Origin of the sequence: Cobetia sp. 5-25-4-2 (assembly GCF_013374075.1) — a bacterium.
Lineage (GTDB): Bacteria > Pseudomonadota > Gammaproteobacteria > Pseudomonadales > Halomonadaceae > Cobetia > Cobetia marina.
This window is the reverse complement of sequence record NZ_BLWK01000002.1, coordinates 458521-482919: the sequence shown is the minus strand read 5'-3', so window position 1 is coordinate 482919 and position 24399 is coordinate 458521. Positions and strand designations below refer to the sequence as shown.

Below are 24399 nucleotides of genomic sequence, written 5' to 3'. Positions count from 1 at the left end.
TGCCTGCCGCTCATCGCCGCCAAGCGCTATCCATCATTTGTCATTATCATCGTGGGATAGCGAGATCATCGTTTGTTGTTGTGGGTCTTGAAGTCGTGTCGGTCAGGCGAGTTCTCTCGAGCAGTACCTGATGGCAGCCCTCGCGCATCTCAGGATGAGGCTGCAGAGTCAGACGCTCGAGCCAGGGCTGCAGGAAGTAGAGGCTGGCCTCCAGGACTGGCACCGTGCAGTTCGCAAGTCTTGCCGTGACGCGGGGAGGGCGGCCATCCGGCGCTCTGAGGCGCGCGATGAGCTCCCCCCAGCAGAGCGCCTCTCGCACACTGCCGATGTGAGCGATATCGAGCCCGGCATGGCGTTCGCCGCGATGCCGCGCGGCGGCCAGCGTCCAGAAGGCCAGCGGGAGGGGGCGTCCGGCGATCATGAGCCCCTTCACGGCTTGCTCAAGCCCGGGTAGCGCGAGGCGTGAATCAGCCGCCAGTCCGTCACCCTGACGTGCCACCTGCCAGGTATCGTCGCGCAATCCCGGCTCCGGTCCCGTCGACGCCGGCTGCGAGGTCCCATCGAATCGTTGCCATTGCCAGTCGTTGCCTGCGAGGTGCCAGCGCTTGTCACGGCTCAGATGACAGATCGTCTGTGCCTGTGCAGCGGTCGGTTCTGGTGGAACGCTGGGCAGGAGGTCGATCATCGGGCGAGCCAGTCTGGCGAGGCGTGCCTGCATCTCTCGGGAGTGCCACAGCTCACTCTGGGCTTCCTCCAGTGGCTTCCCCGTGATGCCACTGGTGGCGCTGCGTCCCGGCACATGGCTGCTGACGTTGGCCATGGCGCTCCCGCTGGATGTGGCAAGCGTTGCAGAGGGTATGCCATGCATGGGGAGGCCTCCTGATTGGCGATGCCGCAATGCAGCGTGATGGGGATGACTCCTAGCATCGCTGTGAATCATCGCGTTGTCTTTCATTCCTTGGTCGTATTAAAACGACCGTTTCATACCGTTTCAACGCTGAGGATAATTCGCATGACAAACGAGTGTTTTAATATTTTCAATATCATCATCATGTCAGGTTTCATGGGCCTTGGGGAATGATGACTTGGTCACGTTTCACGTTGTAGCCAGACTACAAGATATTTGAAGGCATAAAAAAACCGGCCCCCACAGGGTGCCGGTTTCTGGTGACAAAACGTCGCTTTTCAGTTGAGAATCAAGCGCATGCTGCGGTGCGGTATCCCGGCATCGATGAATTCCTCACCGAAGGCCGTGAAGCCCAGGCGTTGATAGAATTCTAGAGCGTGGATCTGGGCATCGAGCAGTACCTCTGCGTGACCCGCCTGGCGAGCGGCATGAATGGCCGCCTCCATCAGGCGCAGACCAAGCCCCAGCCCCCGTGCCTGGGAGAGCACGGCGACGCGACCGACATGGCCATCCGGCAACAGGCGAGCGGTCCCGACGGCACGCCCTTCAAGGCGTGCCAGGAAATGGACGCACTGCTCGTCGCGGCCGTCCCATTCCTCGTCCTGCGGGACCTGCTGCTCTTCGATGAAGACCACGCGACGGATCTCGCTGGCCTCATCGGCGAGGGTCTGCCAGTCACCGCGTTCCAGACTGATCATGGCGTCACTCATGCGTCATCTTCCTCCTCGTCCTCTTCGTCCTGCAGGTCGCATTCCAGAATCAGACTGCCGCGATTGACCAGCGCCGTGAGCAGGCTGACCACGGCCTTGCGATCAAGGTCGGCCGTCGTGTAGTCAAGCAACACCGCCGTCAGGCGTTCGCTGGAGGCCAGCGCTTCCGCGAGCGCCGGGGTCGCGGGGACGCCATCGCCATCGACGAACAGGGTGCTGGTGTCATTCTCACCGTGACGGAAGGCGAAGCGCGAGCCCAGCGAGCGCACCAGTACGCCTTCATCTTCCAGATACTCGACCAGTTCATGCGTCTTGAGCGCCGGCTCACGGGCGGCGAGCTGCTCCAGATACTTGGGCTGGGTCATGTAGCGACCGAACCACTGGGCCAGTTGGGTCGGGTTGTCCAACGTGCTGAGCAACAGTTCGCGTACGCGCTCGAGCGAGGCGTCGTCCAGCTCGCCGGCATTGGCGACCGGTGCCATGCCCTGGTCACGGTAGCGCAGCGATTCCGGCAGGCTGGCGCCCAGGTAATCGGCATAGGAGGTGACGACTTCATCGGCGGAAGGGGCACGGAAGCCGACCGAGATGGTCATGCAGTCATCGGACTGGCTGACCCCGTGGTGGGCCAGACGCGGCGGCACGTAGAGCATGTCGCCCGGCTCCAGCACCCAATCCTCGCCCGGCGTGACCTCGAAGTGCTTGAGGATGCGCAGGTCGATGCCATCGATGATCTCGGCGTCATCACCGTGCATGCCGCCCAGCTGCCAGTGGCGCTGGCCTTGCGCCTGCAGCAGGAAGACATCGTAGTTGTCCAGGTGCGGACCGACGCTGCCGCCGGTGGGCGCGTAGCTGATCATGATGTCATCGAGGCGCCAGCGCGGCAGGAAGGTGAAGGGCTCGAAGAGGGCAGCGACGTCCGGGACATAGTGGTCCACTGCCTGCACCAGCAGGCTCCACTGGCTGTCGTCCTTGGCGTCGAGACGCGCGAAGGTCGCTTCATCGAAGGGGCCGTGGCTGACCTGCCAGGCCTTGTCTGGGCCGTTTTCCTCGACCAGACGGGCTTCGATGCCATCTTCACAGGCCAGACCGGCCAGTTCATCGGCTTCCAGCGGCGTCTCGAAGTCTGCGAAGGCGCCGCGAATCAGCAGCGGCTTCTGCTGCCAGTAATCGCGCAGGAATTCGCGGATGCTCAGGCCGCCCAACAGTGCCAGTGGCGTGTCGGTGTCGTGGGGGGCGGGGGATGTGCTCATGCAGAACCTCTCGAACGTGAGCCGCAGCCCTTGGTGGGCCTGCGTGTCTCGCGATGACGTCGGTGAAGCCGCTTCCGGTTGGCTGGCGGCAATGCGATCCATGCCGGCCCGCGTGGGGCGTGACATGTCGTGCGCACTGACGTGGATACGTCAGTGGTCGTGAATCCAGTGTGTCGTTCAATGTGCAGCGTGCTGCATGCTGTCTAATACGCAATGCATGACGCCGGAGCAGAGGCCCCGGCGTCTTAAGACTTGCAGTGACCTGCGCCGCTTAGAGCGCCTTGGCCTGTGCAATGGCGTTGCCGATGTAGCTGGCCGGGCTCAGAGCCTTCAGCTCGGTCTTGACGTCTTCCGGCAGTTCCAGCGTCTCGATGAAGGCGGCGAAACCGGCCTGGTCGATGCGCTTGCCACGGGTCAGCTCCTTGAGCTTCTCGTAGGGCTTCTCGATGCCGTAACGACGCATGACGGTCTGGATCGGCTCGGCCAGCACTTCCCAGCTGTTGTCCAGATCCGCGTTCAGGCGTTCCGGGTTGGCTTCCAGCTTGCTGATGCCCTTCAGGGTCGCCTGGTAGGCGATCAGGCCCTGTGCCAGACCGGTACCGAGATTGCGCAGCACGGTGGAGTCGGTCAGGTCACGCTGCCAGCGGGAGATCGGCAGCTTCTGCGCCAGATGGCCCAGCACGGCGTTGGCGATGCCCAGATTGCCTTCGGAGTTCTCGAAGTCGATCGGGTTGACCTTGTGCGGCATGGTGGAAGAGCCGATCTCGCCGGCCACGGTGCGCTGCTTGAAGTAGCCCAGCGAGATGTAGCCCCAGACATCACGATCGAAGTCGATCAGGATGGTGTTGAAGCGGCAGACGGCATCGAACAGCTCGGCGATGTAGTCGTGCGGCTCGATCTGGGTGGTGTACGGATTGAAGGTCAGGCCGAGGCTCTCGACGAAGGTTTCGGCATTGGCCGCCCAGTCGATGGCCGGGTAGGTGGTCAGGTGGGCGTTGTAGTTGCCCACGGCACCGTTGATCTTGCCGAGCATCTCGATGCGTTCGATCTGGGCCAGCTGACGACGCAGACGCGCGGCGACGTTGGCCATTTCCTTGCCCAGGGTGGTCGGGCTGGCAGTCTGGCCGTGGGTACGCGACAGCATCGGCTGTTCGGCGTGCTGGTGGGCCAGTGCGACGATGGCCTCGGTCACTTCACGCATCTGCGGCAGCAGCACGTTGTCCAGACCGCCACGCAGCATCAGGGCGTGAGACAGGTTGTTGATGTCTTCACTGGTGCAGGCGAAGTGGATGAATTCGGTGACGGCGTTGAGCTCAGCGTTGCCCTCGACCTTCTCCTTCAGGAAGTACTCGACCGCCTTCACGTCGTGATTGGTGGTGCGTTCGATGTCCTTAATGCGCTGGGCATCCTCGACACTGAAGTCGCTGACGATGGCGTCCAGCACGGCGTTGGCTTCCTTCGAGAAAGCCGGCACTTCAGCGATCTCGGCGTGGGCGGCCAGGCGCTGCAGCCAGCGCACCTCGACGGTGACACGGGCACGGATCAGGCCGAATTCACTGAAGTGCTCGCGCAGGGCCTCGGTCTTGGCGCCATAACGGCCATCGACAGGAGACAGAGCGGTGAGGGCGGACAGCTGCATGATGAGAATCTTCCGATGGTGGCAGGACAGGACGTGCTGCCAGTTCAAGTGTCTCGGAACCCGCTTGACGGGTTCCAGCGTTGTTGAAGCGAATTCGGGGTGTGCGCGGTGTTGCCTGGCGGGCGTGCTGCCGGCCAGGCGAGCCGGCATCAGTCCAGCTGGCGCAGGGATTTCTTGAGCGCGGAGCGCTGGAAGATCAGCTTCCAGCGACGGCCGCCCTGCTGGTCCCACAGCAGCGCGAAGCGTACGCCGGCCAGCAGGGCGCAACGGATGCGCTCTGGCATCATGCGTTGCTGCAGCAGACCGGGATCGCCCTGCACCACGATCCGGTAACGGAAAGTGGAGAGGGTCTGCTGGTAGAGCTCGCCGAGGCTTGCGATCACGTTCTCGTGGGTCGGCCCGAAGTGCTCGGCCTGGCCCTGGATACGCGTCAGGCCTGCCCCCAGCTTGTCCAGCATGTCCGGGTCCTGCTTGAGCTTGCTCATCAGCATCACCAGCGAGAAGCCATAGCGCATCACCACAGGGGAGACCTGACGCCGATCCATCACCGCACTCACGGTGTCGATGCCCAGGCGCAGGCGGTTGTGATGCCCGCCGTAGATGGCCTCGAAGCTTTCCGGGTTGGTGTCCAGAGTGGCGTTGACCAGGGTTTCCCAGGCGCGCTCATCGCACTGGCCATGACGGGCGAGCTCATCGACCAGCGCGGCCGCCTGGAAGACGCCCGCCAGCGAAAGCGCCTGGCGGGTGGTGGTATCAGTGACGGGACGGATCGGCACGCTGGTCATTGCGCGGCAGACTCCTCGGGGCCAGAGAGCGGGGCGGCGGCCATGCTGCTGGCCGCTGCCGGAAGTTTCCAGGCGGCATCGATCACGCCGCCACCCAGACAGATGTCGCCGAGATAGAAGACGGCTGACTGACCGGGCGTGACGGCACGTTGTGGCTCATCGAAGCGTACCTCGACACGCTGGCCGTCATTGACGATCAAGGTCGCGGCCTGATCTTCCTGACGGTAGCGATTCTTGCAGCGGATACGCAGTTCGCCGTTGGCATCGGCCGCGGGCGGCTCGCCCGCCACCCAGTCGACGGACTCGGTGCTCAGGACCTGGGTGTAGAGCAGCTCGTGGTGCTTGCCCTGCACGGCGATCAGCACATTGCGCTCCAGATCCTTGGCACAGACGAACCAGGGAGCGTCCGGATGGTTGCGCAGTCCGCCGATGCCCAGGCCCTGGCGCTGGCCGAGGGTGTAGTACATCAGACCCATGTGCTCGCCGATGACCTCGCCGTCAGGCGTCTCGATCTTGCCCGGCTGGGCCGGCAGGTACTGCTTGAGGAAGTCGGCGAAGCGTCGCTCACCGATGAAGCAGATACCGGTGGAGTCCTTCTTGCGCGCGGTGACAAGCTCATGCCTCTCGGCGATGGCCCGCACTTCGTGCTTCTCCAGTTCTCCCACCGGGAACAGGGTGCGCGCGATGGCGGACTCCGGCACGGCGTGCAGGAAGTAGCTCTGGTCCTTGTTGGTGTCCAGGCCCTTGAGCAGGCGCGCACGACCGTCACGCACGCCGCCACGCACGTAGTGGCCGGTGGCGATCAGCTCGGCACCCAGCATCTCGGCATACTCGAGGAAGACCTTGAACTTGATCTCCCGATTGCAAAGGATGTCGGGATTCGGCGTGCGACCGGCCTTGTACTCGGCCAGGAAGTGCTCGAAGACATTGTCCCAGTACTCCGCAGCGAAGTTGGCGGTATGCAGCTTGATGCCGAGCTTGTCGCACACGGCCTGGGCATCGGCCAGGTCTTCGATGGCGGTGCAGTATTCGCTGCCGTCATCTTCGTCCCAGTTCTTCATGAACAGGCCTTCGACCTGGTAGCCCTGCTCCATCAACAACAGGGCAGAGACAGAGGAGTCGACACCGCCGGACATGCCGACGATGACCTTGGTTCCGGTACCGGTTTCAGCGGTCATCAGTTCTCTCGTCACCCGCGTGGCCGCGAGTCGTCACAAACAGGGGAGGCGGCGGATACGTCATTCTGGCACCGCTTGATTGACCGCGATTATACCTGAAGGCGTGGGTGGGATTCACCCCGCCTGCAGCCTCTGACGCACGGCAGGCGCCTGAGCGGTCACGATGGCGCGTGTCAATCGTGGATGACGTCGAGCGGGAAGCGCTTGCCACGCAGGCTGTCGCGGATACGGCGGGTCACCAGCGGGCTGCGCAGACGCCCCATGGCCTCCAGCTGCTCGATTTCCTCGAGAGTCAGCCAGTGGGTCCTGACGATGTCAGGGTCGAGTGGCGTATTCAGGTGCTCCAGCGCCGCTGCCTCGAAGCCATGCGAGTGGAAATGGGTGCCATCCTCGGCAACGTGCACGTACAGGCCAAGATAGCCTGTCAGCAGGATACGCCAGGCCGTTTCCTCACGTACCTCGCGCTGCACGCCATCAATGATGCGCTCGTGGGGCTCGAGGTGGCCGGCCGGCTGGTTGAACAGCGTCGCGGGGCCGCCCTTGTCCTCTTCGACGATCAGGTAGCGCCCGGCGCGTTCCACGACACAGGCAACGGTGGCATTTGGGGTCCAGCGTGCAGCCATCAGGATTTTCTTCCTTTCTTGTGGGAGGGGGGGCGTGAGGAGGAGGGGCGCGAAGATCCACCGCTGCGTTTGCCTGCGGCTGCCTTGCCCGACGCTGGCTTGCCGTCGGCATGGTGGCCGGCCTGCCTGTCGGACTGTCGAGGCTTGCGCTTGTCGGCACCCCTGGTGCGCTGCTTCGGCCCCGAGCCGTTCTTGCGCTCCCCGGAGCCGCCGCCAGCGTTCCTGCCGCGAGCGGGCGGGCGCGCCTTGCGTGGCGGCACGGGCATCTCGATCTCCTCGCTGCGCCACTCGCCGGGTGCCAGGCCATCGAGCTTCCAGGGGCCGATGGCGGCTCGGACAAGGCGCAGTGTCGGCAGACCGACATGTGCGGTCATCCGGCGTACCTGTCGATTGCGACCCTCGCTGATGATGATCTCGAGCCAGTGGGTGGGAATGCTGGCACGAAAGCGCACGGGAGGTTGCCTTTCTGGCAACGCCGGTGGGTCGATGAGCCTGACCTTGGCCGGTCGGGTCATGCCATCCTTGAGCTCCACGCCGGCTCTCAGCGCGGCGATGGCCTGCTCATCAGGGGCACCTTCCACCTGCACCCAGTAAGTCTTGGGTTGCTTCTTCTTCGGATGTGCGATCTGGTGGGAGAGCGCGCCATCACTGGTGAGCAGCAGCAATCCTTCCGAATCGTAATCGAGGCGTCCGGCGGCATAGACATCCGGCACGTCGATGAAGTCCGCGAGGGTCTGACGGCCCTGATCGCGGTCGGTGAACTGCGTCAGAACGCGGTAGGGCTTGTGTAGCAGATATATGAGAGACATGGTTTAGACTTTTGTCGCGGCTGCCGTATAAGCCTACTGTGAGAAGCGGCACGGGTGCTATACTCGCGCCTCCACTGAATCCATGACAGGGGAGTTATCAATGGGGTTCCAGAAGATTGTCGTCCCGGAAGGCGGTGCCAAGATCACCGCAAATTCCGACAATACCCTCAACGTTCCGAATAATCCGATCATCCCGTTCATCGAAGGCGATGGTATCGGCGTGGACGTGACTCCGGCCATGAAGATTGCCATCGACGCTGCTGTCGAAAAGGCCTATGGCGGTGAGCGCAAGATTCACTGGATGGAAGTCTACGCCGGTGAAAAAGCCACTCACGTCTATGACGCTGACACCTGGCTGCCGGAAGAGACTCTCGAGGCTGTCAAGGATTACGTCGTTTCCATCAAGGGTCCGCTGACCACTCCGGTGGGCGGTGGTATTCGCTCCCTGAACGTTGCGCTGCGTCAGAAGCTTGACCTGTACACCTGCCTGCGCCCGGTGCGCTGGTTCACGGGTGTGCCGAGTCCGGTCAAGAAGCCGGCCGACGTCGACATGGTCATCTTCCGCGAAAACTCCGAAGACATCTACGCAGGTGTCGAATGGAAAGCGGGAACGCCGGAAGCCGACAAGGTCATCAAGTTCCTGCGCGAAGAGATGGGTGTCACCAACATCCGCTTCCCGCAGAACTGCGGTATCGGCGTCAAGCCGGTGTCCGAAGAAGGTACCAAGCGTCTGGTCCGTCAGGCTGTCCAGTACACCATCGACAACGACCGTGAGTCGCTGACCCTGGTGCACAAGGGCAACATCATGAAGTTCACCGAAGGTGCCTTCAAGGACTGGGGCTACGAAATCGTCAAGGACGAGTTCGGCGGCGAGCTGCTGGATGGCGGCCCGTGGATGACCTTCAAGAACCCGAACAACGGCAAGGACATCGTGGTCAAGGACGTCATCGCTGACGCCATGCTCCAGCAGATCCTGCTGCGTCCGGCGGAATACGATGTCATCGCTACCCTGAACCTGAACGGTGACTACCTGTCCGACGCTCTGGCGGCGGAAGTGGGTGGTATCGGTATCGCGCCGGGTGCCAACCTGTCCGACACCGTCGCCATGTTCGAAGCGACTCACGGTACTGCACCGAAGTACGCTGGTCAGGACAAGGTCAACCCGGGCTCCGTCATCCTCTCCGCCGAGATGATGCTGCGTCACATGGGTTGGGTCGAAGCCGCGGATCTCGTGCTGAAAGGCGTCGAGAAGGCCATCGCCAAGGGCGAAGTCACCTATGACTTCCATCGCCTGATGGACGATGCCAAGCTGCTCAAGTGCTCCGAGTTCGGTCAGGCTGTCGCTGACAACATGGATGCCTGAGATCCGACACTTGTCTGACCGGGACTGACGTTCCGTTTCAGGCAGTGCAGGGTTCTCAGAAGAAGGCCCCCGGACGTGTCCGGGGGCCTTCTTGCGTCTTGAGATGTCGTTTCGTCTTCCAGGAGACGACATTCCGGCGCGCTTTGCGCCCGCTCGTGAGCACACTTGAGCGCAGGGCGCTTGCATCATGCGCGACATGCCCTCATCTTTTCCTTATCCCATCAACGTCAATGCCCGGCGATGGAAGTGGCCTTCTGTCGTGGCGCGTTGAGGCAATCAGCTTCGCCACTGCTTGTGTTCACCGGATCAGCCCCTTATGTTCAAGACAGACACATCGTGCAGCAGCTTCTCTTTCTCGCAGCTGTTGCGGATCAGGAATCAGGCTCCCTCGGCACAGGAGCCGTCGCACCAGGAGGATCAGGATGGCGATCTGGCGTTCGCTACCGCTGAGCCCGAACTGGCGCCACCGCCCATGTACAAGGTCGTTCTGCACAATGATGACTTCACGCCGATGGATTTCGTCGTGGAGGTGCTGACCACCTTCTTCAACAAGGATCAGGAGCAGGCAGTACAGATCATGCTCGCTGTCCATCATCAGGGAAAAGGAACCTGTGGCATCTTCAGCCGCGACATCGCGGAAACGAAATGCCACCAAGTGAATCAATATGCTCGAGAGTGCCAGCATCCGCTGCTGTGCGACATCGACCGGGCGGAGTGATCCGTCCAAGACGCGGCCTAGAGGGGACTTGCCATGTTGAGCAAAGAACTTGAACTGACCCTGAACACGGCCTTCACCGTGGCACGTTCCAAGCGCCACGAATTCATGACCGTGGAACACCTCCTGCTGGCACTGCTCGACAATGCCTCCGCTTCGGACGTCTTGCGCGCCTGCGGCGCCAATCTGGACAAGTTGCGAGTCGACCTTCAGGACTTCATCAACTCCACCACCCCGCTGATCCCGGAAGAGCAGGAAGACCGCGAGACGCAGCCGACGCTGGGCTTCCAGCGCGTGCTTCAGCGTGCTGTCTTCCATGTCCAATCCTCCGGCAAGAGTGAAGTGACCGGCGCCAACGTGCTGGTGGCCATCTTCTCCGAGCAGGAAAGCCAGGCGGTCTACTTCCTCAAGCAGCAGAATGTCGCGCGGGTCGATGCGGTCAACTACATCGCCCACGGCATTTCCAAGGTGGCGGGTCACACCCAGGCGCCTCAGGCGTCGGTCGAGAGCGAGGAAGGCGAGGAGAGCAGCAGCGAGAGCGGCAACAGCCCGCTGACCAACTACGCCACCAACCTCAACGACCAGGCACGTCTGGGCAAGATCGATCCGCTGATCGGCCGTGATGAAGAACTCGAACGCGTGGTGCAGATTCTGGTGCGCCGTCGCAAGAACAACCCGCTGCTGGTCGGCGAGGCCGGTGTCGGCAAGACCGCCATCGCGGAAGGTCTCGCCAAGCGAATCGTCGAGGAAGACGTCCCGGAAGTCATCAAGGAAGCCGTCGTCTACTCGCTGGATCTCGGCGCGCTGCTGGCGGGTACCAAGTACCGCGGTGATTTCGAGAAGCGCCTCAAGGCTCTGCTGGCGGAGCTGCGCAAGGAACCGAACTCGATCCTGTTCATCGACGAGATCCACACCGTCATCGGGGCGGGAGCGGCGTCCGGTGGCGTGATGGATGCCTCCAATCTGCTCAAGCCGCTGCTGTCTTCCGGTGAGCTGCGCTGCATCGGTTCCACCACCTTCCAGGAATTCCGCGGCATCTTCGAGAAGGACCGTGCGCTGGCACGTCGCTTCCAGAAGGTCGATGTCATGGAGCCGTCGGTGGACGACACCATTCGCATCCTCAAGGGGCTGCGAGGTCGCTTCGAGGAACACCATGCCCTCAAGTACACCGATGCGGCGCTCGAGACGGCAGTGCGACTGGCGGATCGCTACATCAACGATCGTCAGCTGCCTGACAAGGCCATCGACGTGATCGATGAAGCCGGTGCACACCAGCGTCTGCTGCCCGAGAGCATCCGTGTCGATACCATCGATACCGAGCAGGTCGAGGCGATCGTGGCGTCCATCGCGCGCATTCCGCCGAAGACGGTCTCCAGCTCCGACAAGAAGCTGCTGTCCAATCTCGAGCGTGATCTCAAGATGCTGGTGTTCGGTCAGGACGATGCCATCACCGGTCTTTCGGCAGCCATCAAGCTGTCGCGTGCCGGGCTCAAGGCGCCGGACAAGCCAGTGGGCAGCTTCCTGTTCGCGGGGCCGACAGGTGTCGGCAAGACCGAGGTCGCGCGTCAGCTGGCAGCGTTGATGGGGATCGAGCTGGTGCGCTTCGACATGTCCGAGTACATGGAGCGTCACACTGTCTCGCGCCTGATCGGGGCACCGCCGGGCTATGTCGGTTATGACCAGGGCGGGCTTCTGACCGAAGCCATCACCAAGCAGCCGCATTGTGTGCTGTTGCTGGATGAGATCGAGAAGGCACACCCGGAAGTCTTCAACCTGCTGCTGCAGGTGATGGACCACGGCCGCCTGACCGACAACAACGGTCGCGAAGCGGACTTCCGCAACGTCATCCTGGTGATGACCTCCAATGCAGGGGCCGAGCAGGTGGCGCGTCGCTCCATCGGCTTCAAGCATCAGGATCACTCCACCGATGCGATGGAAGTCATCCGCAAGACCTTCTCGCCGGAGTTCCGCAACCGTCTGGATGGCATCATCCAGTTCGGCGCGCTGGATCTCGCCGTGGTGCGCAATGTGGTCGACAAGTTCCTGGTCGAACTGCAGGCACAGCTTGATGAGAAACGCGTGCAGCTGGACGTGGCGGATGAAGCGCGAGACCTGCTGGCGACTCTGGGCTATGACCCGGCAATGGGGGCTCGTCCGATGGCGCGCGTCATTCAGGAGAAGCTCAAGAAGCCGTTGGCCGAGATGATCCTGTTCGGTGATCTGTCGGAGTCCGGTGGTATCGTGCATGTCACGGTCGATAACGGCGAACTGCACCTGGAGACCGAAGCTGAAATGGCCTGAGGGTCGCCCTGTCTCGTGATGTATTGATGCCCCGCAGCATCATCACAATGAACGGTCAGTGCTCAGGCACTGGCCGTTTTCTTTTGCCTGAAAAGCGAGCCAGCGCAGTGATTCCGCTCCGCCGAGGGTCAAATGCCGACAGCAGGGTCCATGGCGGAAAGGACGGCCGATGGTGCAGTCGAGAGAAGCAAGAGGGCAGGGAAGAAGAGGGAGTGGGGACGGATTACGCAGAAGGGGAAAGGTGAAAGGCGCCCACGCCAAGGCCTCTGCCGCAAGGGCAGCGTGTCATGGCAGGGGGCGGGGGCATGGATGAGCCGCTTGTCCTCATGGGATGGGAGCGAAGGCCAGACGGGCGTTCGGGCTCAGGACGCATCCACGGGGCAAAGCGGCATCATCGGAATACTCTGGCGCGCACCATCGAGACGCGCCTTCAATGTCACGAGGAGTCGTGTCACGAAGGGCTGGTGGTGCGCTGTTCCGGGTCCGAGCGGGGGGATCAGGCAGGAAAGGGCTTCCATGTCTGAAATGCCAGGACGGCCGGTTCAGCCAGCCGGTGTCACAGGGAGCATTGGCGAGTGGGGTGAGGGCAGATCTTGATTTGCCATGCCCCCGCAGCCTGATGCTCGATGTCGAGTGACCGGCAAGGCAGTCAGACCGTGCTCAGCGCGAACGGTAGACGATACGGCCCTTGGACAGGTCGTAGGGAGTCAGCTCAACCTTGACCTTGTCACCGGTCAGGATGCGGATGTAGTTCTTGCGCATCTTGCCGGAGATGTGTGCGGTCACGATGTGGCCGTTTTCCAGTTCTACACGGAAAGTGGTGTTCGGAAGGGTGTCGACGATGACGCCTTCCATTTCAATATGATCTTCACGCGCCATATAGGCTGATCCTCATCTGATACAGGGAGTAATGCGGTGGGTTCCGAGCCATCCGCGCACAGAAAAGTGCCGGATTCGGGACTTCGATAGGCGATATTGTGCCGCAAGGGCGGCAGCAAGGCAAAGTCGAAGCGAGATTGTACGCTCCTTGAGCGCTCGTGGGCAGGCCGCAGGAGCGATAAAATCGTATCCAGTGCCACCGACAGGTTCCGCTGGTGGCAGAGGCTGCCCTTGTCCACTCTCGAGCTTCCCTTTCGAACCCTCTCTCGAGAACCCGCTGCACCGAGGTTGGGCAGCGGCACTGCCATGAGGTTCCCCATCCTTTCAGGAGCGGGAAGGCGAAGGCGGGCCCTAGGCGTCGCGCTGCAGGCTGTCACCAGTCTTGATGAGGCTCAGGGGGAGGTGAGTATCATGGAAGCTGAAGGGGATCCGGCGACGCCAATGGCTGCCATCCAGGTATTCCAACGGTTGGAAATGCTGCTTGTAGTTCATCTTGCGGCAATCCCGTATCCAGTAGCCCAGATAAAGATGCGCCAGAGCCTCCCGGCGCGCCTGCTCTATCTGCCACAGTACGGCGTAGGTACCGAGGGAGCGCGACTGGAAGGCTTCATCGGGGTCGTAGAAGGTGTAGATGGCGGACAGCCCATGGCTCATGCGATCCATGGCCGCGACCGCCACCAGCCTGCCATCGAGCCGGAAGCTGATCAGGCGTGCATATTCATCGCGTGACGTCAGAAAGGTACGGTATTGCTCGTGGCTTGGCGGGAACATGTCGCCATCGGCGTGACGGCTACGGATATAGTGCGCATACAGACGATAGTGTTCGGGATCGAACAGTGCCGGGCCTTCCTCGATGGTGAGGTCGGCATTGCGCTTGAGCAATTTCTTCTGGGTACGGTTGGGCGTGAAGTCGGCGATGGGGACTCGTACCGAGATGCAGGCGCGGCAATCGCCGCAGTGCGGTCGATAGAGGTGTGAGCCACTGCGACGAAAGCCGAGCAGAGCCAGAGCATCATAGACGCCGGAGTTGGGCGCTTCCTGTGGGTCGAGGAACAGCGTGGTCGCCTGGCGTCCTTCCAGGTAGCTGCAGGCATGGGGCACGGTCAGGAAGAAGCGCAGATCGCGTTGCGGTTGTTTGGGGGTATTGCTGCTCACCTTCGCTTCATCTCCCTCACTGCATCAGTGTGGACGCTGGCAGCCCATCGTCGGTGATGACCTGCGCCAGGATGGCGGTATCGTTCCAAGGACCTGATGACCTTCACCTTGCGTTATGGCTCACAGGTCTTGATTGCCGTGTTTCAAGGGCTCGGTTGTCAGTGACCACTTGCCCTCATGCCCTTCGCCAGTGGCATACTGGTCAAGATAGCTGATGAATTCGCTGCGAGCGATGCTGCAAGCCCCAAGGCTCTCCAGGTGCGGGGTGTGCATCTGGCAATCGATCAGCGGAAAGCCGCGTGCTTCAAGTTCACGGCACAACACGACCAGTGCCATCTTCGAGGCATCCGTGGTGCGAGAGAACATGGACTCACCGAAGAAGACCCGGCCACAGGCCACGCCATACAGGCCGCCTACCAGGCTGTCACCCTGCCAGACCTCGACGCTGTGGGCGTGACCCATGGCATGCAGAGCGATGTAGGCCTGCTGCATTTCTGGCAATATCCATGTGCCGGCCTGCCCCTCACGGGAAATGCTGGCACAGGCATCGATGACGCCGGTAAAGTCGCGGTCGATGCTGAAGTGGAACCCGCCATTGCGCAGGCGTTTGGCCAGACTGCGACGTACGCGCACCTCCTCGGGTCTCAGCACCATGCGCGGGTCTGGCGACCACCATAGTATCGGGTCACCCGGGCTGAACCAGGGAAAGATCCCGCGAGGGTAGGCCGCCAGCAACCACTCGGGGCTGAGGTCGCCGCCCGCGCACAGCAGGCCATCGGGGTCGCTCAGCGCTTCGCTGGCATGCGGGAAGCGTACGGGGGCAGGAGGAAGCCAGGGCAGCATGGGCAGTCTCTTGTTGGATCGTGAACAGCTCAGTGCAATGCGCTCGTGACACCTGGATGTCATGGGCAGACGTGAATCGGCAATTGTGACGTCACTGCCATCGGATGGTTATGATAACCGGCTGAAGGTACATGGAAAATCGCCCACAAGGTGCAAGGGGGATGGCGACTTGACTGCCAAGAGTGCCAGAAAGACAAGTCGGGATCAGGCGAAGCCGGAGACCCGCAGCCGCCGCGCGGCAGCAACACCGAGAAAGCGTGCCCGCCAGAAGGCGGATGCGCCAGGCTTCTTCGCTCGTCTGCGGGGCGCTTCAGCGGCCAGCAAGCCCGCGCCCCGCAAGACGCCCAGAGTCTCGGGCAAGCCCGCGAAGAAGGACACGAGCAGGAATGAACCGCGCGAGATGAGCGCGGCGGCCCTGCGCCGTGAAGAGCGCCAGGCTGAACGCGAGGAGCGCAAGGCCATCCGTGCCGAACGACGCGCGGAAGCCCAGGCTCGCCCGCCTTCACGACTGACGACCACCTTGCAGGGTGTCAGCCGTGAAGGCGTGGTCATCCTCATGCTCAGCCTGTGCGTCTTCATGCTGCTGGCGTTGTTCAGCTACGCGCCGACGGACCCCGGCTGGTCCTACAGCGGGCCTGAGTCGACGACGAGCAACTGGATGGGCAGCATCGGTGCCTGGTTGTCCGACGTCCTGTATTCCCTGTTCGGTGGCAGCGCCCTGTGGTGGCCTGCCATGCTCGGTTTCGGTGCCTGGCGTCTGATGCGTCAACCCAGCACCGAGCTGGTGTGGGACCCGACCACCATCGCGGTGCGTGCCGGCGGGCTCTTCCTGTTGATCATGGCGACTTGCGTGATCGGCGATATCCAGTTCTACAGCCCTGACAGCCAGCTGACCAACGGTGCCGGCGGTATCCTCGGCAAGGGCATCGCAGGAGCGCTCACGCCCTTGATCGGCATGGGCGGCACCGTGCTGGCGTCGCTTGCCAGCTTCCTGTGTGGTTTCACGCTGTTTACCGGCATGTCGTGGTTGACGGTCATGGACGAGCTGGGCAATGGCTGCATGCGCCTTGGCGTCTGGCTGAAGGAGCGACTCAACAGTCGTCGTGATGATGAATACGATGACGAGGCGACCTATGCCGAGGGAGCGCTGACTCACGACGAGAACGATGCCGACAACGAGCCGGAGCGTGATGACGAGCGACTGAGCTGGTGGCAGCGTCTGTTGCCGCGCCGTCGAGACGAGCGTGTCGAGTGGGAAGAAGACAGTGACGAGATACTGCTTGGCGCAGCGCAGGCCGACGACACTCTGGCGGCTGAGCCACGTGGCAAGCGTCGGGTGGAACCCTCGCTTGGCGGTGACGACGATTTCGCCAATGATCGCAGCACGGATATCCCCTGGCAGACAGCCGAGACCACGCCTTCCGCCAAGGTACCGGGGGCTGCCTACACCGAACGCATGACGGTGCAGAGTGCCACGGTCAACATCGAGGGCGTCGAGCTTGCCAGCGCCGTGCAGGCGGCCGTGGCGTCCCAGGCTGCCGCGGCCCCCAGAACGGCAGCCTCGCCCGAGAGCGCCGCAGACTCACGCGCCGATGTGACCCGCTCGCGCCTGCCGGATGCCTCTGCCATCGAAGCCGAGCGTCAGCGTCACGCCTCGGCGTCCCGTGACGCCGAGGCGTCGACGTCCGGCAGCACGCCGCCAGTCGATAGCTCGGTGAGCGAAACCCCACCGGTGACAGATTCCCGGCCAGCGAAGGAGTGGGACGCTGCGTCTGCCTTCGCACCTGCAGCGCGTCAGGACACTCGCCAGGCAGAGTCGACCTCCCGCGAAGCTGACAAGGCGTCGCAGAGCCAGGCAGACCGTGAGACTGAGGCGGCCCGCGAAGCAGAAGCGGCACGCGAGACTGAGGCGGCCCGCGAAGCAGAAGCGGCACGTGAGGCCGAGGCAGCGCGTGAAGCAGAAGCGGCACGTGAAGCCAAGGCAGTCCGTGAAGCAGAAGCGGCACGTCAGGCCCAGCATGAGGCCGAGACCTCCCGTCAGGCCGCCGCGCAGGAAGCCGAACGCGCTCACAAGGCAGCCAATCCGGCGCTTCAGCCGCCTGAGCCGCGTGATGAAGAGGATGCACCGCTACCGAGAGAGTCCTCCCTGGCAGGCGCTGCGGTCGGTGCCGGCGTGATGGCTGCCGGTGTGGCAGCAGCGGCCTCGCGCAAGGCCGTCGTCTCCTGGGATGATGCCTTCGAGGCCCCCACCGGCAAATCCACCGATGCCACACCCACCGCATCGGGTTCGGCAACTGCTGGTGCGAGCGGTGCTGGTGGCGTCCCGACGTCAACTTCGGCTCCGACACCGACACCGACACCGACACCGGCGGAACCGACGGAGCCGGCGCCACGTGCGCCAGAGCCTGAGCAGGCTTCTCGAGAGCCAGCTTCTCGAGAGCTGGCCGCTCGTGAGTCGGCCGCCCCGTTGCAGCCGGCAGAGCCGCAGGTGCCGGAAGACGAGATCAAGCCGCAGCAGGCCCCCGCCAACGCGACGCCTGAGCGTCCGAGCTGGGCCTATGACGGCGATGAGTCCGGCATGGTGCCGGGTGCCGGGCGACTGGCGACGGCGGAAGATGCGCAGGAAGCGGTACGGGATCCCTCCGGACCGACTCTCTGGACCGTGGAGCACCTGCAGAGTCAGCGTCACGAGGGCTCGGATCACGAAGAGGCACCGGAGGGCGATCTGCCACAGCTCAGCCTGCTGACACCACCGGATGAGCAGAAGCCCAACTACAGCGAAGAAGAACTCGACCAGATGGCCGAGCTGCTGGTGGTGCGTCTGCGCGAGTACGGAGTGAAGGCCGAGGTGGCGGATGTGTGGCCGGGGCCGGTCATCACGCGCTTCGAGATCCAGCCGGCGCCGGGGGTCAAGGCCTCCAAGATCTCCAACCTGTCGACCGACCTGGCGCGTTCACTGCTGGTCAAGAGCGTGCGGGTGGTCGAGGTGATTCCGGGGCGTCCCACGGTCGGCATCGAGATCCCCAACCCCAACCGCGCCATGATCCGTCTGCGCGAAGTCTTCGACTCGGATGCCTATCAGCTGGCGGATTCGCCGGTCACGCTGGCGCTGGGTCAGGACATCGGGGGCGCACCGGTGGTGGCCAATCTGGGCAAGATGCCTCATCTGCTGGTGGCCGGTACCACCGGTTCGGGCAAGTCGGTCGGCATCAACTCGATGCTGATCTCGATGCTGCTCAAGGCCACGCCAGATGAAGTGCGCATGATCATGGTCGACCCCAAGATGCTGGAGCTGTCGGTCTATGACGGCATCCCGCACCTGCTGGCACCGGTGGTGACGGACATGAAGGAGGCCGCCAATGCCCTGCGCTGGTGTGTCGCCGAGATGGAGCGTCGCTACAAGCTGATGGCCGCCATGGGGGTGCGTAACCTGGCCGGCTTCAATGCCAAGATCGATGAAGCCGAGGCGCATGGTGCCCAGATCGCTGACCCGCTGTGGGAGCCACAGCCCTGGGAGATGCACCAGCATCCGCCGGTGCTCGCCAAACTGCCCTACATCGTGGTGGTGATCGACGAGTTCGCCGACATGTTCATGATCGTCGGCAAGAAGGTCGAGGAGCTGATCGCACGTCTGGCCCAGAAGGCGCGTGCCGCGGGGATTCACTTGATTCTGGCCACTCAGCGCCCGTCAGTGGACGTGGTGACCGGCTTGATCAAGGCCAACATCCCGACGCGCATGGCCTTCCAGGTCTCTTCCAAGATCGACTCGCGCACCATTCTCGACCAGGGCGGTGCGGAAGATCTGCTGGGCCATGGTGACATGCTCTATCTGCCGGCCGGTGCCGGCATGCCGACGCGTGTCCATGGCGCCTTCGTCGATGATGACGAGGTGCACCGCGTGGTGGATGACTGGAAGCGTCGCGGCACGCCGGAGTATATCGAGGAGATCCTCACCGGCGGCGTGCAGGCGGATGCGCTGGCCGGGCTTGAGGCCGAAGGCGAGGACGGCGATGCCGAGCAGGATGCGCTCTACGATGAAGCGGTCGCCTATGTGGTCGAGTCGCGTCGTGCTTCCATTTCCGCCGTGCAGCGGCGCTTCAAGATCGGCTACAACCGCGCCGCGCGGCTGGTCGAGGCGATGGAAATGGCCGGTGTCGTTTCCGCGATGGGCACCAACGGCTCGCGGGAAGTGCTTGCCCCCAACCATAGCGGCTAGGGCAGCCAAGCGTTTGAGTTGAAACATGAAAGACACGAAGGGGAGCTTTTGGCTCCCCTTCGTGTCAAAGACGTCAGATCACCTGTCAGACTCGCGGCGAGACTGGCAGGCCACAACCCGAATCGCTGACATGAGGCGGATATCGCGCGTCGAGGCCTCAGGCCGCAGCCATGTCCGTCTCATTGCAAGGAGTGTCATGAATACACCGTCACGTTCTTTCGTTTCATCATTGACCACCCGTCTGGCCAAGGGGCTGGGCGCCGCCTTGATGCTGGGCATGGCCAGTCTGCCGGCCCACGCCGATGACGCCGCCGGAGAGCGTCTTTCTCGCCTGCTGGAGCCCCTCAAGACCTATACCGCCGACTTCGATCAGCAGATTCTCGATGCCTCGGGCCAGCGTCTGCAGGAAGCCCACGGCAAGATGTGGCTGTCACGTCCGGGCAAGTTCCGCTGGAGCGTCGACGCGCCATACCGCCAGGAGGTGGTCTCCGACGGCAAGGAAGTCTATCTGCATGACCCGGATCTGGAGCAGGTCACCGTGCAGCCGCTGGATGAGCGCGTGACCCACACGCCGGCACTGCTGCTGTCCGGGCGTTCCAGCGAATTGACCGCCAACTACGATGTCGAGCGCCAGCAGCAGGGGGCCCGCGAGACCTTCACGCTGACGCCCAAGCAGGCCGACACCCTGTTTGAAAGCCTCAAGCTGACCTTCGACGGCGAGCAGCTCGATATGCTGCAGATGGCCGATTCCACCGGCCAGCGTACGGCCATCGATTTCCATGATGTCCAGTACAACCCGAGTCTGGAGGCCAGTCGCTTCGTGTTCCAGATTCCTGAAGGTGCGGATGTCATTCGCGAGCAGTGATCCGCGAGCAGTGACATGATGATCAGACGACAACGCCCGGGCCAGCTGGCCCGGGCGTTGTCGTTTCTGGCGCTCACGACTGGGCGTCAGGCGTGTGCCGGTCGGCGTGGTCATCCAGCTCGCGGCGCCAGCGCTCTATCTCGGCAAAGCGCTTCTCGCCGCCATACTGGGTCGGGCGATAGAACTGCTGTACCGGCAGTTCCTCGGGCCAGGCGTTGTGCGCCGTGCCGGCGGGATAGCCGTTGGGCTCGTTGTGGGCATAGCGATAGCCTTCGCCCATGCCCAGCTCCTTCATCAGGGTCGTCGGCGCATTGCGCAGATAGACCGGCACCCCGAAATGCGGCTGCTGGCGCACGAAGGCTCTGGCCTCCTTCCACGCCGTGTCGATGGCGTTGCTCTTGGGGGCGATGGCCAAGTGGATCGCCGCATGCGCGATGGCACGCTGGCCCTCGTAGTCGCCCAGACGCAGATAGGCGTCCCAGGCCGCGATGGTCAGCGGCAGGGCGCGCGGGTCGGCGTTGCCCACATCCTCGGAGGCAATCGCCGCCAGCCGACGCACCACATCCAGCGGATCCCCGCCGCCATCCATGAAGCGCGCCATGTACAGAAGCGCCGCGTCGGGACGCGAGGAGCGTACCGACTTGTGGATCGCCGACAGCAGGTCGTAATAGTCATCGCCCTGCTTGTCGAAGCTTGAGGCCTGATGGCCCAGCACGGCCTCCAGCGAGCTGTCCTCGAGTATCTCGCGCGTTCCCCCCTGGGCATCTGGCTCACGGCGCACGAAGTCGCAGGCGGTTTCCAGAAGGCCCAGGGCACGACGCGCATCTCCCGAGGCTGCCCGCGCAATCCGGGTCAGCGTCTCGCGGCTGGCGTCGATCTGACGCCAGCCGAGGCCATTGACCTCATCGCGCAAGGCACGGGTCAGCACCTCGATCAGATCCTCCTCGTCCAGTGCCTTGAGCACATAGACCCGCGCCCGCGACAGCAGTGCCGAGTTGACCTCGAAGGACGGGTTCTCGGTGGTCGCGCCGATCAGCGTCAGCAGACCCGACTCCACATGCGGCAGCAGGGCGTCCTGCTGACTCTTGTTGAGGCGGTGGATCTCATCGAGAAACATCACCGTCTGGCGCTCGCTGGCCTGATGGTGGCGCGCTCGCTCCACCACCTCGCGGATGTCCTTCACGCCCGCCATCACCGCCGACAGCTGTTCAAGGTGTGCATCACAGCCGTGGGCCAGTATCTCGGCCAGCGTCGTCTTGCCGACGCCCGGCGGCCCCCACAGGATCATCGAGCGCACCACGCCGGATTCCACCATCTGGCGCAGCGGCATGTCAGGCCCGACCAGCGCCGCCTGGCCGATGTAATCTTCCAGCGAGCGCGGTCGCATGCGGTAGGCCAATGGCGCATGGGAATTCGAGGCGGTATCGGCAAAGAGATCCATCGGCGAGTCAGGCTCCAGCAGGCGTGGGAGGGGAATGCGCTCATCATGGCCGATCACGCAAGCCTGTACAAATCAGCAGGGCTGGCGCGGCCTGCCAACGGCATCAGGCCATCCGTGACTTCTTCACGGACTGTCATGTTTTCCTGACAGCATGCCTCGCGCATTCAGGCAATCCCGCCCAACGTCTAACGGGCGCTCATGGGATGTGTCCTACACTTCAGGATGACGACATTGCTACATTCGGTAGCAATGCCCGAGGCGGCAGCGCTGTCTGCCAGCATCGGCCACCTGTTCCGTCAGGAGGAGGAAGTCATGCCCAATGTGACTCAGCTGCGCCAGGACCACGCCAACATGGCGCGTCTATTGCACGTGCTCTCGCATCGCCACAGGACACTGGTCAGTGGCGAACGCCCGGACTTTCGCATGATGCGGGAAGTGGTGGATTACATTCTCGATTACATGCAGGGCTTCATCATTCCGCTGGAACGTCAATGCACGCAGATGCTGTGCGAGCGCTCCGAGGACGCCTCACCCCTGTGTCAGCGGCTCATCCAGCAGTATCACACTCTGCACGGCCGTCTCTCCAAGCTGTCCGACAATCTCGACAGCATCCTGATGGATCAGATCATACCGATGGATCAGTTCATCCATGATCTGCGCGACTATGTCGAAGCGCATCGTGACTACCTGCGTGCCGAGCGTACCGAGCTGTTTCCGCTGATGCGGGACAATCTCAGTGATGAGGAATGGCAGCAGCTGACCGACGCCATCCCGCATGCCCGTGCAGAGCTTGAGCGTCTGCAGGAAGCCTATCCGGAACTCTACGCCGAGCTGACCGAAAGTGAGGTCGTGACCGCCTGATCCCCTGTACATGAAGGCCCTGTCGTCTCGTGAAGGTGAGATCGCGCTCCAGAGCACTGCGCCGGAGCGCGCCCCCCGTCTGACAGAAAAAAACCGTCATTTCGCCCGCCACAACAGAAAGAACGCCAAGCCTCTGGCGGGCATTCCCGAAAGTCTCCTCCCGTCACATCCCCCACACTGAAGTCACTGAAACGCGTCCTTCGCAGGCTTCGGGCTGCGCGAAGGACACTGCCCATGCAGTGCTCAGTGATGTGCATCCTTGCCGATATCCACAAGGGGCAGATCGTCTGAGTGTCCAGATGACGGCCCTTCGGCCGGGGAGAGCGCCATGAGTGTCCAGACCCTTACCCGTCAGTGGGCCAGCGCCAGCGATGGCATGGCACTGGAAGACCCGCGACTGTTTCGTCAGCTTGCCTACGTGAACGGCTGCTGGGTGCATGGTGAGGCAGGCCGTGAGGAAGCGGTCTTCGACCCCGCCACCGGCGAGCGCCTCGGTCAGGTGCCGTGGCTCGAGTCCACGCAGATTGATGCTGCCATTGCCGCGGCCGATGAGGCCCAGCGGGAATGGCGCAAGCTGCGGGCGGACCAGCGCGGCGAGCTGCTGGATGCCTGGTATGACCTCATCCGCGCCCACAAGCAGGATCTCGCCATGCTGATGACCCGTGAGCAGGGCAAGTCACTGGACGATGCCCGTGGCGAGGTGGAATACGGCGCAAGCTTCGTTCACTGGTTCGCCGAGGAGGGCAGCCGTGCCTTCGGCGAGACCATCCCCAGTCATATCCCGAATGCCGCGCTGGGCACCGTGCGTGAACCCATCGGCGTGGCCGCGCTGATCACGCCGTGGAACTTCCCGCTGGCGATGATCACCCGCAAGGCCGCGGCTGCATTGGCCGCTGGCTGCACCGTGCTGGTCAAGCCCGCCGGCGAGACCCCGTTCTCGGCGCTGGCGCTGGCGGAGCTTGCCGAGCGTGCCGGGATTCCCGCCGGTGTCTTCAGTGTCATCACCGGCGAGGCCGCGGAAGTCTCGAAGCAGCTGTGTGATGACCCGCGTGTCGCCGGGCTCTCGTTCACCGGTTCCACCCGGGTGGGGCGTCTGCTGCTTTCCCAGTGCGCCGACAGCGTCAAGCGCGTCTCGCTGGAGCTGGGCGGCAATGCGCCCTTCATCGTCGGGCCGGACATGGACCCCGAGGAGGCGGCGCGTGCCGCCGTCGATGCCAAGTTCCAGACCTCCGGTCAGGACTGTCTCGCCGCCAATCGCATCCTGGTGCACGACAGCCTGTATGAGGATTTCCTGAGCCACTTCGTGCGCCTCATGAAGCAGCTCAAGGTCGGCAATGGGCTGGTCTCGGGTATCGACATGGGGCCGCTGATCCACCGTGACGCCGTGGCCAAGGCGCAGACCATCGTCGATGACGCCGTCGAGCAGGGCGCGCGGCTGATCCACGGCGATCAGAGCATGGCCCCCGGCCCCAACTTCTTCATGCCGGTGCTGCTGGCGGATGTCACGCCGAACATGCGCGCCTGGCGCGAGGAGACCTTCTCGCCGGTGGCCGGCGTGACGGCCTGGCACGATGAGGAAGAGGTGATCGCGATGGCCAACGACACCGAATACGGCCTGGCCGCCTATGTCTACACCCACGACATTCGCCGCGTCTGGCAGCTGATGCGCGGCCTGCGCTTCGGCATGGTCTCGGTCAACTCGGTGAAGATGACCGGTGCGCCGATTCCCTTCGGCGGCGTCAAGCAATCCGGTCTCGGGCGCGAAGGGGGTCGCCAGGGGCTGGAGGAATATCTGGATATCAAGTACTACTGCCTGGGTGGGATGGAAAGCGCCTCCGGGAGTTGAGACGGACATCATT

18 protein-coding genes and 1 pseudogene are annotated in these 24399 nt (G+C 63.2%); 7 read left to right on the top strand and 12 right to left on the bottom strand.

Going from position 1 to position 24399, the window contains the following annotated elements:
- Positions 1 to 46: 46 nt before the first annotated feature.
- The 8 genes and pseudogenes from HXS65_RS06935 to HXS65_RS06900 all read right to left on the bottom strand — a co-directional run.
- Positions 47 to 820 carry a hypothetical protein gene (locus HXS65_RS06935; RefSeq protein ID WP_176493511.1) on the bottom strand — a complete coding sequence of 258 codons (774 nt, stop codon included), beginning with the start codon at positions 818 to 820 and terminating at the stop codon, positions 47 to 49.
- A 365-nt stretch (positions 821 to 1185) separates the two neighbouring features.
- On the bottom strand, positions 1186 to 1617 hold the full coding sequence (locus HXS65_RS06930; RefSeq protein WP_077375356.1) for a GNAT family N-acetyltransferase: 432 nt from the start codon (positions 1615 to 1617) through the stop codon (positions 1186 to 1188).
- The gene (locus tag HXS65_RS06925; RefSeq protein ID WP_176493510.1) at positions 1614 to 2867 is read right to left on the bottom strand and encodes a cupin domain-containing protein; all 1254 of its coding nucleotides are present in this window, start codon (positions 2865 to 2867) and stop codon (positions 1614 to 1616) included. Before HXS65_RS06925 ends, HXS65_RS06930 begins: the two co-directional genes overlap by 4 nt.
- A 271-nt stretch (positions 2868 to 3138) precedes the next feature.
- A complete protein-coding gene (gene purB / locus HXS65_RS06920; protein ID WP_077375351.1) occupies positions 3139 to 4506 on the bottom strand; it encodes an adenylosuccinate lyase in 1368 nt (455 codons plus the stop codon).
- A 149-nt stretch (positions 4507 to 4655) separates the two neighbouring features.
- Positions 4656 to 5291: a high frequency lysogenization protein HflD gene (hflD, locus tag HXS65_RS06915; RefSeq protein ID WP_077375348.1), complete on the bottom strand. Its 636-nt coding sequence runs from the start codon at positions 5289 to 5291 to the stop codon at positions 4656 to 4658.
- Entirely contained in the window at positions 5288 to 6469 is a 1182-nt protein-coding gene (mnmA, locus tag HXS65_RS06910; protein WP_077375345.1) for a tRNA 2-thiouridine(34) synthase MnmA, read from the bottom strand. Before mnmA ends, hflD begins: the two co-directional genes overlap by 4 nt.
- 173 nt (positions 6470 to 6642) lie before the next feature.
- On the bottom strand, positions 6643 to 7092 hold the full coding sequence (locus tag HXS65_RS06905) for an NUDIX domain-containing protein (RefSeq protein ID WP_136938838.1): 450 nt from the start codon (positions 7090 to 7092) through the stop codon (positions 6643 to 6645).
- A gap of 221 nt (positions 7093 to 7313) precedes the next feature.
- Positions 7314 to 7901 (bottom strand): annotated as a pseudogene (locus HXS65_RS06900) (pseudouridine synthase); the annotation flags it as partial.
- Between the two features lie 100 nt (positions 7902 to 8001).
- Between HXS65_RS06900 and icd the strand changes: the two are divergent.
- The 3 genes from icd to clpA all read left to right on the top strand — a co-directional run bounded on the left by icd (position 8002) and on the right by clpA (position 12280).
- Positions 8002 to 9264, top strand: coding sequence for an NADP-dependent isocitrate dehydrogenase (gene icd, locus HXS65_RS06895; RefSeq protein ID WP_065392420.1), 1263 nt, complete (start codon positions 8002 to 8004; stop codon positions 9262 to 9264).
- 316 nt (positions 9265 to 9580) lie between these two features.
- On the top strand, positions 9581 to 9982 hold the full coding sequence (gene clpS, locus HXS65_RS06890) for an ATP-dependent Clp protease adapter ClpS (protein ID WP_077375336.1): 402 nt from the start codon (positions 9581 to 9583) through the stop codon (positions 9980 to 9982).
- A gap of 33 nt (positions 9983 to 10015) precedes the next feature.
- Positions 10016 to 12280 carry an ATP-dependent Clp protease ATP-binding subunit ClpA gene (gene clpA, locus HXS65_RS06885; RefSeq protein ID WP_077375333.1) on the top strand — a complete coding sequence of 755 codons (2265 nt, stop codon included), beginning with the start codon at positions 10016 to 10018 and terminating at the stop codon, positions 12278 to 12280.
- A 660-nt stretch (positions 12281 to 12940) separates the two neighbouring features.
- On the opposite strand, the gene infA is transcribed toward clpA, so the two are convergent.
- From infA to aat, 3 genes are all read right to left on the bottom strand, one after another.
- Complete coding sequence (gene infA, locus HXS65_RS06880) at positions 12941 to 13159, bottom strand: translation initiation factor IF-1 (RefSeq protein WP_024953359.1); 219 nt, start codon at positions 13157 to 13159, stop codon at positions 12941 to 12943.
- A 351-nt stretch (positions 13160 to 13510) separates the two neighbouring features.
- Positions 13511 to 14314: an arginyltransferase gene (locus tag HXS65_RS06875; protein ID WP_084207979.1), complete on the bottom strand. Its 804-nt coding sequence runs from the start codon at positions 14312 to 14314 to the stop codon at positions 13511 to 13513.
- A 120-nt stretch (positions 14315 to 14434) separates the two neighbouring features.
- On the bottom strand, positions 14435 to 15157 hold the full coding sequence (gene aat / locus HXS65_RS06870; protein WP_077375328.1) for a leucyl/phenylalanyl-tRNA--protein transferase: 723 nt from the start codon (positions 15155 to 15157) through the stop codon (positions 14435 to 14437).
- A gap of 400 nt (positions 15158 to 15557) precedes the next feature.
- Here aat and HXS65_RS06865 point away from each other — a divergent pair, with 400 nt between their 5' ends.
- Positions 15558 to 19373, top strand: coding sequence for a DNA translocase FtsK (locus HXS65_RS06865; RefSeq protein WP_176493508.1), 3816 nt, complete (start codon positions 15558 to 15560; stop codon positions 19371 to 19373).
- 196 nt (positions 19374 to 19569) lie between these two features.
- A complete protein-coding gene (lolA, locus tag HXS65_RS06860; protein WP_077375322.1) occupies positions 19570 to 20238 on the top strand; it encodes an outer membrane lipoprotein chaperone LolA in 669 nt (222 codons plus the stop codon).
- Between the two features lie 73 nt (positions 20239 to 20311).
- Here the strand turns inward: lolA and HXS65_RS06855 are convergent, their stop codons facing one another.
- Positions 20312 to 21679: a replication-associated recombination protein A gene (locus tag HXS65_RS06855; RefSeq protein WP_176493592.1), complete on the bottom strand. Its 1368-nt coding sequence runs from the start codon at positions 21677 to 21679 to the stop codon at positions 20312 to 20314.
- Positions 21680 to 21991: 312 nt separating this feature from the next.
- On the opposite strand from HXS65_RS06855, the gene HXS65_RS06850 reads away from it, so the two are divergent.
- Complete coding sequence (locus HXS65_RS06850) at positions 21992 to 22540, top strand: hemerythrin domain-containing protein (protein ID WP_077375707.1); 549 nt, start codon at positions 21992 to 21994, stop codon at positions 22538 to 22540.
- Between the two features lie 328 nt (positions 22541 to 22868).
- Entirely contained in the window at positions 22869 to 24386 is a 1518-nt protein-coding gene (locus HXS65_RS06845; protein ID WP_375782205.1) for an NAD-dependent succinate-semialdehyde dehydrogenase, read from the top strand.
- Positions 24387 to 24399 lie beyond the last annotated feature (13 nt).